General features: G+C 64.7%; 15 protein-coding genes. 10 read left to right on the top strand and 5 right to left on the bottom strand.

Going from position 1 to position 15,733, the window contains the following annotated elements:
* Positions 1-24 precede the first annotated feature (24 nt).
* The 5 genes from moaD to U5782_RS26175 form a co-directional block, all read right to left on the bottom strand.
* On the bottom strand, positions 25-282 hold the full coding sequence (gene moaD / locus U5782_RS26155; RefSeq protein ID WP_322046800.1) for a molybdopterin converting factor subunit 1: 258 nt from the start codon (positions 280-282) through the stop codon (positions 25-27).
* A 22-nt stretch (positions 283-304) separates the two neighbouring features.
* On the bottom strand, positions 305-1,525 hold the full coding sequence (gene glp, locus U5782_RS26160) for a gephyrin-like molybdotransferase Glp (protein ID WP_322046913.1): 1,221 nt from the start codon (positions 1,523-1,525) through the stop codon (positions 305-307).
* Between the two features lie 298 nt (positions 1,526-1,823).
* The gene (gene thrC, locus U5782_RS26165; RefSeq protein WP_322046801.1) at positions 1,824-3,275 is read right to left on the bottom strand and encodes a threonine synthase; all 1,452 of its coding nucleotides are present in this window, start codon (positions 3,273-3,275) and stop codon (positions 1,824-1,826) included.
* A 52-nt stretch (positions 3,276-3,327) separates the two neighbouring features.
* Positions 3,328-4,659, bottom strand: a complete 1,332-nt coding sequence (locus tag U5782_RS26170) for a homoserine dehydrogenase (protein ID WP_322046802.1) — start codon at positions 4,657-4,659, stop codon at positions 3,328-3,330.
* Between the two features lie 78 nt (positions 4,660-4,737).
* Complete coding sequence (locus U5782_RS26175) at positions 4,738-5,976, bottom strand: pyridoxal phosphate-dependent aminotransferase (protein WP_322046803.1); 1,239 nt, start codon at positions 5,974-5,976, stop codon at positions 4,738-4,740.
* Between the two features lie 469 nt (positions 5,977-6,445).
* On the opposite strand from U5782_RS26175, the gene U5782_RS26180 reads away from it, so the two are divergent.
* From U5782_RS26180 to U5782_RS26225, 10 genes are all read left to right on the top strand, one after another.
* The gene (locus tag U5782_RS26180) at positions 6,446-6,820 is read left to right on the top strand and encodes an Mth938-like domain-containing protein (RefSeq protein ID WP_322046804.1); all 375 of its coding nucleotides are present in this window, start codon (positions 6,446-6,448) and stop codon (positions 6,818-6,820) included.
* Between the two features lie 232 nt (positions 6,821-7,052).
* Entirely contained in the window at positions 7,053-8,744 is a 1,692-nt protein-coding gene (locus tag U5782_RS26185; RefSeq protein WP_322046805.1) for a glycosyltransferase family 39 protein, read from the top strand.
* Between the two features lie 208 nt (positions 8,745-8,952).
* Positions 8,953-9,324 carry an SMR family transporter gene (locus U5782_RS26190; protein WP_027818352.1) on the top strand — a complete coding sequence of 124 codons (372 nt, stop codon included), beginning with the start codon at positions 8,953-8,955 and terminating at the stop codon, positions 9,322-9,324.
* 176 nt (positions 9,325-9,500) lie between these two features.
* On the top strand, positions 9,501-10,652 hold the full coding sequence (locus U5782_RS26195) for a DegT/DnrJ/EryC1/StrS aminotransferase family protein (RefSeq protein ID WP_322046806.1): 1,152 nt from the start codon (positions 9,501-9,503) through the stop codon (positions 10,650-10,652).
* 99 nt (positions 10,653-10,751) lie between these two features.
* A complete protein-coding gene (locus U5782_RS26200; RefSeq protein ID WP_322046807.1) occupies positions 10,752-11,828 on the top strand; it encodes a glycosyltransferase in 1,077 nt (358 codons plus the stop codon).
* Complete coding sequence (locus U5782_RS26205; RefSeq protein WP_322046808.1) at positions 11,825-12,793, top strand: formyltransferase; 969 nt, start codon at positions 11,825-11,827, stop codon at positions 12,791-12,793. The genes U5782_RS26200 and U5782_RS26205 overlap by 4 nt, the downstream gene beginning before the upstream one ends.
* Complete coding sequence (locus tag U5782_RS26210; RefSeq protein WP_322046809.1) at positions 12,790-13,839, top strand: bifunctional UDP-4-keto-pentose/UDP-xylose synthase; 1,050 nt, start codon at positions 12,790-12,792, stop codon at positions 13,837-13,839. The genes U5782_RS26205 and U5782_RS26210 overlap by 4 nt, the downstream gene beginning before the upstream one ends.
* Before the next feature lie 18 nt (positions 13,840-13,857).
* A complete protein-coding gene (locus tag U5782_RS26215) occupies positions 13,858-14,754 on the top strand; it encodes a polysaccharide deacetylase family protein (RefSeq protein ID WP_322046810.1) in 897 nt (298 codons plus the stop codon).
* Positions 14,755-14,881: 127 nt separating this feature from the next.
* A complete protein-coding gene (locus U5782_RS26220) occupies positions 14,882-15,343 on the top strand; it encodes a peroxiredoxin (protein WP_322046914.1) in 462 nt (153 codons plus the stop codon).
* 111 nt (positions 15,344-15,454) lie between these two features.
* Entirely contained in the window at positions 15,455-15,628 is a 174-nt protein-coding gene (locus U5782_RS26225) for a hypothetical protein (RefSeq protein WP_322046811.1), read from the top strand.
* The last annotated feature ends 105 nt before the right edge of the window (positions 15,629-15,733 follow it).

A 15,733-nucleotide genomic window follows, 5' to 3' on the forward strand; every position in this document is an offset into this window, starting at 1 on the left:
TTATTACCTTTGGGCTCGCTACGGTCAGCCGCCCGTCACCGGCGGGAAAAACGCCACTTCGCAGCCCTCGGTGATGCGTGTGGTCGGCTCGGTCATGACGTGATTGCAGGCCATGCGCAGCGCGCGGCCCTCCGCCAGCGTTTCCGCCCAGACGCCACCCCGTGCGCGCAGCCAGCCACGCACATCGCCCACCGTGACGATGCTCTCGGGCAACGTGACGGTTTCATCGGCGACACACAGTGCTTCGCGCACGCTCGCAAAAAATTTCAGCTGAATCTTCATCGGATAAGGCTCGGTACTGGCTTTAGTACAGCAGTTCGGTAAACGGGATGAAACGCACGGTCTCGCCCGCGCTGATCGCGTGATTGGGTGGATTGTCGATGATGCCGTCGCCCCACACGGTCGAGGTCAGCACCGCCGAGCTCTGATTCGAGAACAGGTCCAGCCCACCGGCCGGATTCACGCGCGCGCGCAGGAACTCGTTGCGGCGATCGGCCTTGTTCTGACTGAAATCGGCGCGCAGCGAGAGCGCGCGCGGGCTCACGTGCGCCACGCCCGCGAGGCTCAGCAGGAACGGCCGCACGAACAGCAGAAAGGTCACGAAGCTCGAAACCGGGTTGCCCGGCAGGCCGATGAAAAAGGCCTCGCCTTCGACACCCTCCCCTTGCGGGCGGCGCACCGCGCCGAACGCGAGCGGCTTGCCCGGCTTCATCGCGATCTGCCACATGTCGATCCGGCCCTCGGCTTCGACGGCCGGCTTCACGTGATCCTCCTCGCCCACCGACACACCGCCGGACGTCAGGATCAGGTCGTGCTTCGTCGCTGCGTCGCGCAGCGTTTCGCGTGTGACGTCGAGCCGATCCGGCACGATGCCGTAATCCGTCACCTCGCATCCGAGGTTGCGCAGCAGCCCCGTGAGCGTGAAGCGGTTCGAATTGTAGATCGCACCCGGCTTGAGCGGCTCGCCGGGCATCGTCAATTCGTCGCCGGTGAAGAACACCGCCACTTTCACGCGCCGCGTCACCGTGAGCGTCGCGCAGCCGACCGACACCGCCAGCCCGAGCGCCGCCGGACCCAGGCGCGTGCCCACCGGGAGGATCACCGAGCCCTTGCGGATGTCGGCGCCCTGCGCAGTGATCCACTCGCCCGCCTTCGGGTTGTGCAGGATCGTCACTTCGCCATCGGCGCTTTCGGTCTGCTCCTGCATCACCACGGCATCGGCACCCGGCGGCACCGAGGCGCCCGTGAAGATGCGCGCCGCCGTGCCCGCCGCGAGCGGCTGCGGCGCGTGGCCGGCCGGAATGCGTTGCGAAACCGGCAGGCGGCGGCTGCCCTGGGCGAGATCGGCCACGCGCACGGCGTAGCCGTCCATCGCGCTCGTGTGCATGGGCGGCACGTCGAGCGAGGAAACGACTTCGACCGCCAGCACGCGGTTGAGCGCGTCGAAGGTCGAGAGGGTTTCGGTCTGCGCGAGCGGCTGGGCGGCGGCCAGCAAGGTCGCCAGCGCGTCGGCGGTCGAGATCATCGGCACGCGCGGAGCAGGGGCGGCTGAGGGCGCGCTGGGCGCTATAGGCGTATTGGGCGTGGACATGTGCGGGGATGGTGACGTGGCGCGAGGCGGCATTCAGCGCCAGTCAATCCCTGCGCCAGCGCCATCGACAGTTGGGGTCTGTCGTTATTGTAGCGGCGGGGGCGCGGCGTTGCGCCGCGTCCCTTTATATCGAGCATCGCAGCATCCCTCTCCCCGACCCTCTCCCAAAGGGAGAGGGAGACTTTGCTCCCCTCTCCCTGTGGGAGAGGGGCCGGGGGAGAGGGGCGCCTGTTTACAGCCCCGTATGGCCAGCGATGTAATCCTTCACACGCTGCGCATCGGCCGGCAGAACTTCGAAGCGCTGCGGCAGCGCCTCCAGACCCTCGAATGCAGCCGGACGCTCCGGCTCGCGCTCGAGCGCCTCGCGAATCGTCTCGCCGAACTTCACCGGCTGCGCCGTTTCCAGCACGATCATCGGCACGCCCGGTTGCAGATGCTCACGCGCGACCTTCACGCCGTCGGCCGTGTGGGTGTCGATCATGGTCTGGTAGCGCGTATACACGTCGCGGATCGTGGCGATCCGGTCGTCGTGGCTGCTACGGCCCGAGACGAAACCGAATTGCTGCACGCGCACGAAGTCGCCGCTCGCCGTCAGATCGAAACCGCCCTTTTCTTCCACGTCGCGGAACAGCTGCGTCACGCGTGCCGGATCGCGGCCGAGCAGGTCGTAGACGAAGCGCTCGAAGTTCGATGCCTTCGAGATATCCATGCTCGGGCTGGTCGTGTGATACGTCTCCGCCGACGCGCGCACGCGATAGATACCCGTGCGGAAGAACTCGTCGAGCACGTCGTTCTCGTTGGTCGCGACCACGAGCTTTTCGATCGGCAGGCCCATCATGCGCGCGATATGGCCCGCGCACACATTGCCGAAGTTGCCCGAGGGCACCGTGAACGAAACGCGCTGGTCGTTGCTCTTCGTCGCGGCGAAATAGCCCGCAAAGTAATAGACGACCTGAGCCACGACGCGCGCCCAGTTGATCGAATTGACCGTGCCGATCTTCTGCTGCGCCTTGTACGCGTGATCGTTCGAGACAGCCTTGACGATGTCCTGGCAGTCGTCGAACACGCCTTCGACGGCCAGATTGAAGATGTTCGGGTCCTGAAGGCTGAACATCTGCGCCGTCTGGAACGCGCTCATCTTCTTGTGCGGCGAGAGCATGAACACGCGCACGCCCTTCTTGCCACGCATCGCGTATTCGGCGGCGCTGCCGGTGTCGCCCGAGGTCGCGCCCAGAATGTTCAGTTGCTGACCGGCCTTGGCGAGTGCGTACTCGAACAGGTTGCCGAGCAACTGCATCGCCATGTCCTTGAACGCGAGCGTCGGGCCGTTCGAGAGTTCGAGCAGCGAGAGCGGCGCGCCGTTTTCCTCGCCGAGCGAAGTCAGCGGCGTGATCTTGCTGGCGTCCTCGCCATGGCGCACGTTGCAGTACGTGGCGGCCGTGTAGGTGCGGCGCGTGATGTCGCGCAGGTCCTCGGCGGGAATATCGGTCGCGAACTTCGAGAGGATCTCGAACGCGAGGTCCGCGTACGAGAGGCCGCGCCAGCGCGCGAGTTCTTCCTCGCTGACACGCGGATACTCGGCTGGCAGATAGAGACCGCCGTCGCGCGCGAGACCGCCCAGCAGGATGTCCGAAAACGAGTGATGCTCGCCGGCGCCCGCGCCGCGCGTAGATACGTAATTCATTGCCTTGCCCTTATCTTGCGACAGGTGTTGCAACACCTGTCGCCTCACCGGATTAGTTCAGTCCTTCCATGCGCAGCTTCGTCACCGACGACTTCACCGTCGCCAGTTGTTCGATCTGCGCGATCGCCGCGTTCACGTTCTTTTCGACCGTGCGGTGCGTGATCAGGATGATGTCCGTCTCCGCCTTGCCCTGCGCGTCCACCTCTTCCGATTCCTTTTGCAGCAGCGCGTCGATCGAGATGCCGCTATCCGCGAGGATGCGCGTGATGTCGGCCATCACGCCGGTCTGGTCGGCCACGCGCAGGCGCAGGTAGTAGCCGCTCGTGACTTCGTCGATCGGCAGGATCGGCGTATTCGAGAGGCTGTCCGGCTGGAACGCCAGGTGCGGCACGCGGTGCTCTGGATCGGCCGTGTGCAGACGCGTCACGTCGACCAGATCGGCCACCACGGCCGAGGCGGTGGGTTCCGCACCCGCGCCCTTGCCGTAGTAGAGCGTCGTGCCCACGGCATCGCCGTGCACCACGACCGCGTTCATCGCGCCTTCGACGTTGGCGAGCAGGCGCCTGGCCGGGATCAGCGTCGGGTGCGTGCGCAGCTCGATGCCCTTGTCCGTGCGGCGCGCGATGCCGAGCAGCTTGATCCGGTAGCCCAGCTCTTCCGCGTACTTGATGTCGATGGCGTCGAGCTTGCTGATGCCTTCCACGTAAGCCTTGTCGAACTGCACCGGCACGCCGAACGCGATCGCGCTCATGATCGTGGCCTTGTGCGCGGCGTCCACGCCTTCGATGTCGAAGGTCGGATCGGCTTCGGCGTAGCCCAGTTCCTGCGCGGCCTTGAGTGCGGTCGCGAAGTCCAGACCGCGCTCGCGCATTTCCGACAGGATGTAGTTCGTCGTGCCGTTGATGATGCCCGCGATGTACTGGATGCGGTTGGCCGTGAGGCCTTCGCGCAGCGCCTTGATGATGGGGATGCCGCCTGCGACCGCCGCTTCGAACGCGACCATCACGCCCTTGGCGCGCGCGGCCTGGAAGATCTCCGTGCCGTGGACCGCCAGCAGCGCCTTGTTGGCGGTGACGACGTGCTTGCCGTTGCCGATCGCGCGCAGCACGAGATCCTTGGCGAGCGTGGTGCCGCCAATCATTTCGGCGATGATCGAAATCGACGGATCGTCGACCACGGCGTTGAAGTCGGTCGTGAGGTCGACGCTGCCGGCGTCAGCGCCGAGCGCTGCCGTTGCCTTGGCCGGATTGCGCACGGCAATGCGCGCGATCTCGATGCCGCGACCCGCGCGGCGTTTGATTTCTTCCTGGTTGCGGCGCAGTACCGTGAAGGTGCCGCTGCCCACCGTGCCGAAGCCCAAGAGACCTACTTTGATCGGATCCATGCAGCGTGTGTTCGTCTAAAAGTGTGAAAAGGAAATTCGGGAAATTCGCGAAATTCGATGAGGTACGCGGGGCAAGCCTTACGTACCGTGGCGCTGGCGATAGCCGTCGAGGAAGCGCGCGATCCGGTTGATCGAATCGGTCAGGTCGTCGACGTTCGGCAGGAACACCACGCGGAAGTGATCCGGCTGCTTCCAGTTGAAACCTGTGCCCTGCACCAGCAGCACGCGCTCCTGCAGCAGCAGGTCGAGGATGAACTGCTGGTCGTCCTGGATCGGATAGAGCTTCGGGTCGAGGCGCGGGAACATGTAGAGCGCCGCCTCGGGCTTCACGCAGGTCACGCCCGGAATCGCCGTCAGCATGTTGTACGCCAGATCGCGCTGGCGATACAGACGCCCGCCCGGCTGGATCAGCTCGTTGATGCTCTGGTAGCCGCCCAGCGCCGTCTGGATCGCGTACTGGCCCGGCACGTTCGCGCACAGGCGCATCGAGGCCAGGATGCCGAGACCTTCGGTGTAGTCCTTCGAGCGGCGGCGATTCTCGCCCGTCATGCCCGAGAGGAACATCCAGCCCGCGCGGTAGCCGCACGCGCGATAGCTCTTCGACAGGCTGTTGAACGTGACGGTGAGCACGTCCTCGGAGAGCGAGCCGAGCGCCGTGTGCTGCTTGCCGTCGTAGACGATCTTGTCGTAGACCTCGTCCGCGAAAAGAATCAGGCCGTGCTCACGCGCGATTTCGATCAGGCCCCGCAGCAGTTCGTCCGAGTACAGCGCGCCGGTCGGATTGTTCGGGTTGATGACCACCAGCGCGCGGGTGTTCGGGGTGATCTTCGCGCGGATGTCGTCGAGGTCGGGCATCCATGCGTTCGATTCGTCGCAGATGTAGTGCACGGGCGTGCCGCCCGAGAGGCTGACCGCCGCCGTCCAGAGCGGATAGTCGGGCGCGGGCAGCAGCACTTCGTCGCCGTCGTTCAGCAGACCCTGCATGGCCATCACGATCAGCTCGGACGCGCCGTTGCCGATGTAGATGTCGTCGAGTTCGACGCCTTTAATGCCCTTTTGCTGCGCGTAATGCATGATCGCCTTGCGCGCGGCGAACACGCCCTTCGAGTCCGAATAGCCCGAGGAGCCCGGCAGGTTCAGGATCATGTCCTGAATCACTTCGTCGGGTGCGTCGAAACCGAACGGCGCGAGATTGCCGATGTTCAGCTTGATGATGCGGTGGCCTTCTTCTTCGAGGCGCTTGGCATGCTCGAGCACCGGCCCGCGGATGTCGTAGCAGACGTTCTGCAGCTTGTTGGATTTGAGGATCGGTTTCACGGCGGGCTGTCGGATTAAAAGCCTGGTACGGGCTGGAACGGGGTTGATCGGATGATGGAGCCGCCAATGAGCGGCGAATGAACGGCGCGAGTGCCGGTGCGGGAGCCAGTGCAGGGCCAGGATAAGGCGTGCCCGGACGCGGATGAGACCAGCCTTGCAGCTTGTGACTGCGTTCGCCCGCGAAACGGATGATTCGGGCGCATGGCGTGCGCAGGAGCCTTCACGGACACTGCAACGGACACCGCTGGGACGGCCGCTCGTGGCCATACTCCCTCGCCGCGGCTGCCAAAAAGTTATAATTTAGCGGATTTTGGCCGACTTCCGCAATGCGCAAGAAGCCGCGCCGGCCCGCCAGCCGCGGGCGCGCAGGAAATGGGACACGAATGCACCACGCCGTATTCGTCATTTGTGAGCGTCCCTTCCCGCCGCGCTGACCGCGATCGACCTGCGATCTTCCGGAATTGAAGTTTTGAAATTACACCAGGATTCCAGCGCCGCCCTGAACACCGTCACCGGTTACGGCGCCGATTACGTCGAAATCAATCTCGAACGCCATAACGGCAGCATTCTCATGCTGCCCGACACGCCGGTCGTCCCCTGGCCGGTGAGCGCGTTCGACGCCCTTACGCCCGAACTCTTCGACATGCTGCTGCCGCTCAAGCCCGAAGTCGTGGTGTTCGGCAGCGGCGAGCGCCTGCGCTTCCCGCACCCGCGCCTGACCGCCGCGCTGGCTGCGAAGCGCATCGGCGTCGAGGCGATGGACATCAAGGCCGCCTGCCGCACCTACAACATCCTGATGGCCGAAGGCCGCCGCGTGGCCGCCGCACTGCTGATCGAAACCTGATTGATTTCCGGTCGAGTCCTGATCCCGGCTGCACTTATACCTGATTGACGCGGCGCGAAAGCCCACCGGAAAGCCCGGGAAAGCACGCGCGTCAATTCCCCCTTAAGCTCGCCTTCAGGTTGGCCCGGCGCGGCGTAGTACACTTGCGCGCCGCGCGGGTCTCCCTCGAGCCCGCACCCGGGCGCGGCGCCGCCCGCAAGCCCGCAACGTTGACAAGAACAGGCTGCAATCCATGAACGATACGCCCTCGAGGCTGCCGCTCAACCGTGGCGCGATCCTGCTGCTGATCGTCGCGCTCGCTGTTATCTGGTTCGTGCCGCTCGGCTGGCGCCATCTGCTGCCAAGCGATGAAGGCCGCTATGCCGAAATGGCGCGCGAGATGCTCGCGTCCGGCGACTGGATCACCCCGCGCTACAACGGCTACAAGTATTTCGAGAAGCCCCCGCTGCAGACCTGGATGAACGCGCTCACGTTCGCGTGGTTCGGGATCGGCGAATGGCAGGCGCGCCTTTATACGGCGCTCACGGGCTTCGCTGGCGTGCTGCTGGTCGGCTTCACGGGCGCGCGCGTGTTCAATGCGGCCACCGGTTTCTTCGCGGCGCTCGTGCTCGCCTGCGCGCCGTACTGGAACCTGATGGGCCACTTCAACACGCTCGACATGGGCCTGTCGTTCTGGATGGAGCTGAGCCTTTGCGCGCTGCTGCTGGCCCAGCGCCCGAACCTGTCCACGCGCGACGCGCGCTTGTGGATGTGGGTGTGCTGGGGCGCGATGGCGCTCTCCGTGCTCTCGAAGGGTCTCGTCGGCCTGATCCTGCCGGGCGCCGTGCTGGTGCTCTATACGCTGATCGCGCGCGACTGGGCGCTCTGGAAGCGCCTGTATCTGGTGAGCGGCCTGATCGTGTTCTTCGCGATCGTCTCGCCGTGGTTCATCCTCGTGCAGCAGCGCAATCCCGAGTTCTTCAACTTCTTCTTCATCGTCCAGCAGTTCCAGCGCTACCTCACGCCCGCGCAGAACCGCCCCGGCCCGTTCTACTACTTCGTGCCGGTGATGCTGGTGGGCTTCCTGCCCTGGCTGTCGGTGAGCCTCCAGAGCGTGCGCCATGCGCTGCGCACGCCGCGCCAGCCCAACGGTTTCGCGCCTGTCACGCTGATGCTGGTGTGGACCGCCTTCATCTTCCTGTTCTTCAGCGCCTCGCATTCGAAGCTGATTTCGTACACGCTGCCGATCGCCCCGCCGCTCGCGCTCGTGATCGGCCTGTACCTGCCGCTCATGACGCGCAAACAGTGGACGCGGCATCTGCTCGGCTATGCGCTGCTGGCCGTCGCGCTGATGGCGGGCTCGTTCGTGCTCACGCGACTGGGCGACGCGCGCAATCCCAACGCGCTCTATCGCCAATTCCAGGTCTACGTGTTCGCCGCCGCCGCGGTCGCCTTCGTGGCGACGATGGTGGGTCTGCGTTTCGCGCGCTCGAAGCGCACGCCGGAAACGGGCGCCCAGGCGCCGGCCGTGGCGCTGGGCGCCGCCTGGCTGCTGCTCGCGACCATCGCGGGCATCGGCCATGACGTGTTCGGCACGCTCAGCTCGGGCGCGCCGCTCGCGCCGGCCGTACGCTCGGCGATCGCCAAATTGCCGCCCGACACGCCGTTCTATTCGGTGGGCGTACTCGACCACACCTTGCCCTTCTACGTGCGCCATTCGATGACGATGGTGCAGGTCACCGACGAACTGGCCTTCGGCATCAGCGAAGAGCCGCAAAAATGGGTACCGACCGTGGCCGAGTGGGAACAACGCTGGAAGGCCGAGCGCTACGCGCTCGCGTTGGTGCCGGCGGATCGCTACGACGAGTTCGTGGCGCAAGGCCTGCCGATGCAGGTGATCGCCCGCGATTCGCGCCGCGTGGTAGTCGAAAAGCCGGTTCAATAGCAGGTTGACCAGCCGGTTGAATGATCGCCATCCCGACGTCGCGCGTCCGCCAGCCGGGCGGCGCGGCGATTGCGCCCCGCACTTGAGCGATAATGCGGGGCGCTGGCGCATCGGCCCGCTGCGGCCTGCGCTGCGTGCGGCGTGAACACGCCCCCCAGACTGCGCAATGCGCCCATCGCACCCCATTTCGTATTAACCATCCGAAACGATGAATCCGATTTCCCTGATCTGTATCCTCGCCGGCGTCGGCCTGAACGCCTGCGCGCAACTGTTGCTCAAGGCCGGTGTCAATGGCGTTGGACACTTCGAATTCACCCGTGCGAACATCCTGCCCATCGGCTGGAAGCTCGCCACCCAGTTGCCGATCATCGGCGGCCTGACCTGCTATGTGTTCAGCGTGGTCGTGTGGATCGTCGGCCTGTCGCGCGTGGACGTCTCCATCGCCTATCCGATGCTCTCGCTCGGCTACGTGGTCAACGCGTTCGCGGCGTGGTATCTGTTCGGTGAAGTGCTCAGCATCCAGCGCCTCGTCGGCATCGGCATCATCCTGATCGGCGTGGTTGTGCTCGCGCGCAGCTAACCTCACGCGCGCACGGCAACACACTGCGCCAGCGTTTCATAAGCAGTCATCCAGCAGGCTCCAGGCACCTTACGACGCACCAAGCCGCCTTGAGTCTCACGCGAACGCCGCCGATAACCCACCCGGCTTTCGTACGGCTTTCGACTACCCCTGACGTTCTGACCCAAAAAGCACTCATGACCCAGTCACCCGCTCCGTTCCTGCCGTTCGTAAAGCCCGAAATCGACGAAGAAACCATCGCGGGCGTCGTCGACGTGCTGCGCTCGGGCTGGATCACCACCGGCCCGCAGAATCAGGCCTTCGAGGCCGCGCTCTCCGAATACTGCGGCGGGCGTCCGGTGCGTACCTTCAACTCGGGCACGGCGACGCTGGAAATCGGCCTGCGCATCGCGGGCGTCGGTCCCGGCGACGAGGTCATCACGACGCCGGCCTCGTGGGTGTCCACCAGCAACGTGATTTACGAAGTCGGCGCGACGCCCGTGTTCGCCGACATCGACCCCATTACGCGCAACATCGACCTCGACAAGCTCGAAGCCGCCATCACGCCGAAGACCAAAGCGATCATCCCCGTGTTCCTCACCGGCCTGCCGGTGGACATGGACCGCCTCTACGCGATCGCCCGCCAGCACAAGCTGCGCGTGATCGAGGACGCCGCCCAGGCGTTCGGTTCGAGCTGGAACGGCAAGCGCATCGGCGCGATCGGCGACATCGTCTCGTTCAGCTTCCACGCCAACAAGAACCTGACGGCGATCGAAGGCGGCGCGCTCGTGCTCAATAACGAGGACGAAGCCGAACTGGCCCGCAAGTACCGCCTGCAAGGCATCACCCGCACGGGCTACGACGGCATGGACTGCGACGTGCTCGGCGGCAAGTACAATCTCACGGATGTCGCGGCGCGCGTGGGCCTTGGCCAGCTCAAGCACATCGAGCGCTTCACGGAGCAACGCCGCAAGCTCGCGCATGCCTACTTCACGGGCTTCGAGGGCAGCGCCGCCGTGAAGCTGGGCGTGGGTCTGCCGGTGGCGGACATGACCAACAGCAACTGGCACATGTTCCAGATCACGCTGCCGCTGGAGAAGCTCACGATCAGCCGCGCCGGTTTCATGGAACAGCTCAAGGAGCGCGGCATCGGCTCAGGCGTGCACTACCCGGCCATTCACCTGTTCACGCTCTACCGCGAGCGCGGTTTCAAGGCGGGCATGTTCCCGCACGCCGAGCGCCTCGGCGAGACCACGCTCACGCTGCCGCTCTACACGCTGATGAGCTTCGCGGATGTAGCGCGCGTGTGCCGCGCGATCGACGACATCTGCACGCAGTACGCGAAGTAAATATCGACACAGTGCGGGCGCTGTTCGGCCAATCGCGCCCGCCCGGCTGCCCCTACACTGTCGCGCAACACGCCTCACCCCAACGGAAAAGACGCACACATGAGTCAAACGGAACAACGCACCTTGACCCCGGAAACGCCGGAAGTCTCGGTCATCATTCCGGTCTACAACGAGGAAGCCGGCCTGAAGGCGCTGTTCGAGCGCCTCTATCCGGCGCTCGACAAGCTCGGGACCTCGTACGAAGTCATCTTCATCAACGACGGCAGCCGCGACCGCTCGGCTGCGATGCTCGCCGAGCAGTTCCGCGCGCGCCCCGACACCACGCGCGCGATCCTGCTCAACGGCAACTACGGCCAGCACATGGCGATCCTCGCGGGCTTCGAGCAATCGCGCGGCGAGATCGTCATCACGCTCGACGCCGACCTGCAAAATCCGCCCGAGGAAATCGGCAAGCTGGTCGAGAAGATGCGTGAAGGCTACGACTACGTCGGCACCATCCGCATGCAGCGCCAGGACAGCCTGTGGCGCCGCAAGGCCTCGCAGATGATGAACCGTCTGCGCGAGCGCATCACGCGTATCAAGATGACGGACCAGGGCTGCATGCTGCGCGCCTACAACCGCCACATCATCGATACGATCAATCGCTGCGGCGAGATCAACACCTTCATTCCCGCGCTCGCCTACACGTTCGCGCAGAATCCGGTCGAGGTCGACGTCGCGCACGAAGAGCGCTTTGCGGGCGAATCGAAGTATTCGCTCTATAGCCTCATCCGTCTGAACTTCGACCTCGTGACCGGTTTTTCGGTCGTGCCGTTGCAGTGGCTGTCGTTCATTGGCGTGATTCTGTCGCTGGGATCGGCGGGCCTGTTCCTGCTGCTGCTGATTCGCCGCTTCGTGCTGGGCGCCGAAGTCCAGGGTGTGTTCACGCTGTTCGCCATCACGTTCTTCATGCTCGGCGTGATCATCTTCGCGCTGGGGCTGCTCGGCGAGTACATCGGCCGCATCTATCAGCAGGTGCGCGCGCGTCCGCGCTATCTCGTGCAGACGATCCTCGAAGAGCGCAACGGCCGCGCCGTCGTCGACGTGCCCCGCCAGGACGTCGTCCAGGGCGTGCAGGCGTCGCTCTCGATCGGCAACCCCAGCAACTCGAACGCCCAGTCCGGAGCGCAATCATGAAACCGCGCGCAGTCGTCTTCGCGTATCACAATGTCGGCGTGCGCTGCCTCCAGGTGCTGCTTGCGCGCGGCGTGGACGTGGCGCTGGTCGTCACGCACGAAGACAGTCCGACCGAGAACATCTGGTTCGGCAGCGTGAAGTCGGTGGCGCAGGAGCACGGCATCGAAGTCGTCACGCCCGCCGACCCGAAGAGCGCGGAACTGCGCGCCGCGGTGTCCGCCGCGCAGCCCGACTTCATCTTCTCGTTCTACTACCGCCACATGCTGCCGGTGGATCTGCTCGCGCTGGCCGCGCGCGGCGCGTACAACATGCACGGCTCGCTGCTGCCGAAGTATCGTGGCCGCGTGCCCACCAACTGGGCCGTCATCAAGGGCGAAACCGAGACCGGCGCGACGCTGCATGAAATGGCCGCCAAGCCCGACGCGGGCGCGATCATCGCGCAGACGCCGGTGCCGATCCTGCCCGACGACACCGCCGCGATGGTCTTCGACAAGGTGACAGTAGCCGCCGAGCAGACGCTGTGGCGCGTGCTGCCCGCGCTGATCGCGGGCGAGGCGCCGCATCTGCCGAACGATCTCGCACACGGCAGCTACTTCGGCGGCCGCAAGCCCGAAGACGGACGCCTCGATTTTTCGCACAGCGCGCAGGACGTCTATAACCTGATTCGCGCCGTCGCGCCGCCGTATCCGGGCGCGTTCACCGATATCGGCGCGCATCGCTTCGTGATCGCCCGCGCGCGCCTCGTGCGCCCGGGTACGCGCGAAGCCGAACAGGTGCGCGCCCTCGCCGGATTGCCCGCGGGCATCCACGTAAGCGATAATGCGCTTTTCGCCCTCTGCGGCGACGGCCGCGCCATCGCGATCCACGAACTGCGGCATGCGCCGAGCCAGACACAAGGCGGTCAAGAGACCGTCGTCACGCCTGCCGCGTTCTCCGACCTCATTTCATCTGTCCCTCGTCCATGAAAAAAGTTCTGATCCTGGGTGTCAATGGCTTTATCGGCCATCACCTGTCCAAGCGCATCCTCGAGACCACGAACTGGGAAGTGTTCGGCATGGACATGCAGACGGATCGCCTCGGCGATCTGGTCAAGCATGAGCGCATGCACTTCTTCGAAGGCGACATCACGATCAACAAGGAATGGGTCGAGTACCACGTCAAGAAGTGCGACGTGATCCTTCCCCTCGTCGCGATCGCCACGCCCGCCACCTACGTTCAGCAACCGCTGCGCGTGTTCGAACTCGACTTCGAGGCGAACCTGCCGATCGTGCGTTCGGCCGTCAAGTACGGCAAGCACCTCGTGTTCCCCTCGACCTCCGAGGTCTACGGCATGTGCTCGGACGAGCAGTTCGATCCGGACAACTCCGCCCTCACCTACGGCCCGATCAACAAGCCGCGCTGGATCTACGCGTGCTCGAAGCAGTTGATGGACCGCGTGATCTGGGGCTACGGCATGGAAGGCCTGAACTTCACGCTGTTCCGTCCGTTCAACTGGATCGGCCCGGGCCTCGACTCGATCTACACGCCGAAGGAAGGCAGCTCGCGCGTCGTGACGCAGTTCCTCGGCCACATCGTGCGCGGCGAGAACATCAGCCTCGTCGACGGCGGTGCGCAAAAGCGCGCGTTCACCGACATCGACGACGGCATCGAAGCGCTGATGAAGATCATCGACAACAAGGACGGCGTCGCCTCGGGCAAGATCTACAACATCGGCAACCCGACCAACAACTTCTCGGTGCGCGAACTCGCGCACAAGATGCTGGCGCTCGCAGCCGAATTCCCCGAGTACGCGGAAACGGCGAAGAAGGTGCAACTCGTCGAAACGTCGTCGGGCGCGTACTACGGTGCGGGCTATCAGGACGTGCAAAACCGCGTGCCGAAGATCGAGAACACGATGCAGGAACTCGGCTGGGCGCCGACCTCGACCTTCGACGAAGCGCTGCGCAAGATCTTCGAGGCGTACCGCGGCCATGTCGCCGAGGCACGCGCCCTCGTCGAGCAGCAAGCGTAACGATCGGGACTTCGCCACTTGGCCCGCATCGTCCTGAAAATCGACGTCGACACGCTGCGCGGCACGCGTGAAGGCGTGCCGAATCTCGCGCGTATCTTCGATCGCTACAAGGCGCGCGCGACGTTCCTGTTCAGCCTCGGCCCGGACCATACGGGCTGGGCGCTGCGTCGCGTGTTCCGTCCGGGCTTTCTGAAGAAGGTTTCGCGCACCTCGGTGGTCGAGCATTACGGGGTCAAGCAGTTGATGTACGGCGTGCTGCTGCCCGGTCCCGACATCGGTGTGGAAGCCGCCGCGGAAATGCGCGCGATCCACGAAGCCGGCTTCGAATGCGGCATCCATACGTGGGACCACGTGTACTGGCAGGACAACGTGCGCATGCGTGACGCGCAGTGGACCGCGCGTCAGATGCAAAAGAGCCATGACCGCTTCACGCGCATCTTCGGCATGCCGCCCGTCACGCACGGCGCAGCGGGCTGGCAGATGAACGAGGCGGCGTTCGCGCAGATCGACGCCTGGGGCATGCAGTACGCCTCGGACGGGCGCGGGCATTCGCCCTATCGCCCGGTCGTGAACGGCCGCACGCTCAATCACGTGCAGATGCCCACCACGCTGCCCACGCTCGACGAAGTGCTGGGTGTGGACGGTGTGGACATCGACACCGTGGCCGCATGGATGCTCAAGCGCACCGAGAACAATCCGCACGACCAGGTGTTCACGCTGCACGCCGAGCTCGAAGGCCAGAAGCTCGCGCCGGTATTCGAACAACTGCTCGCGGGCTGGCGCGCCCAGGGCCACACGTTTGCCACGATGGGCGATTACCATGCGACGCTGGACCCGGATTCGCTCCCATCGTACCCTGTCACCTGGGGCGAGATCGCCGGCCGTTCCGGCCAGTTGATCGTTCAGCCCGACTGATAACCGCCGCCCGCGCCCGCCGGGCGGCACGCCGTTGCGGCGATGCCCGCGAGGACGCCCTCCCGCGCAGATTCGGCCCCCGCCCGGCATCGCCAGCCAATAACAAAGGGAGTGCCACGTGCCTGACGTGACCATCGCAGTCGACCAACCCGTTCCCGATTTCACCGCACCCGCCACCGGCGGCGACTTCACGCTGTCGAGCCTGAAGGGCAAGAAGGTCGTGCTGTACTTCTACCCGAAAGACAACACGCCCGGCTGCACCCGCGAAGGCATGGAATTTCGCGACCTCTTTCCGAAGTTCAAGAAAGCCGGCGCCACCATCGTCGGTGTCTCGCGCGACAGCGTGCGTTCGCACGAAAACTTCAAGACCAAGCTCGAACTGCCGTTTACTTTGGTATCGGATGGCGACGAAGCGCTCTGCTCGCTCTTCAACGTCATCAAAATGAAGAAAATGTATGGCAAAGAAGTACGTGGAATCGAACGCTCCACGTTCCTTATCGATGCCGACGGTGTGCTGCGCCAGGAGTGGCGCGGACTCAAGGTGCCGGGCCATGTCGACGAGGTTCTGGCAGCTGTACAAGCGCTTTGAGGCGCGTTATATTGGGCTGCAATGAGTGCCTGTCCACCCCATATTTTGTCGCGTTCTGCCACGTTTTCGCGGTCTTTCGAACGGTCACTGGATGACCGTTCAGGCGCATTCGTGCAACGCGTCATCAGAGCAGTAAAGCCGCTTGCCTCGTCAGCCGGGGCGGCGGCTTTTTTGTTGGTTTTTTCGGATTTCATACCCACAACGTCGCGCCGGCATGGCAAACCGGCACGCGTCTACGTCAAGGAGCCGATCGAAGACCAGGCGAACCGGCATTTTCAGACCTGAGCGCGCACCCAGCGCGGTCGCGGCGGACGCCTACCCGGCTAAACCGTTCGCGCCGCCCGAAAGCGCACCTTACTGGGTAACCCCGGACCACTCGACCCGAATTTT

The sequence above is a fragment of the Paraburkholderia sp. J67 genome, assembly GCF_905220265.1.
In the GTDB taxonomy this organism is placed as follows: Bacteria; Pseudomonadota; Gammaproteobacteria; order Burkholderiales; family Burkholderiaceae; genus Paraburkholderia.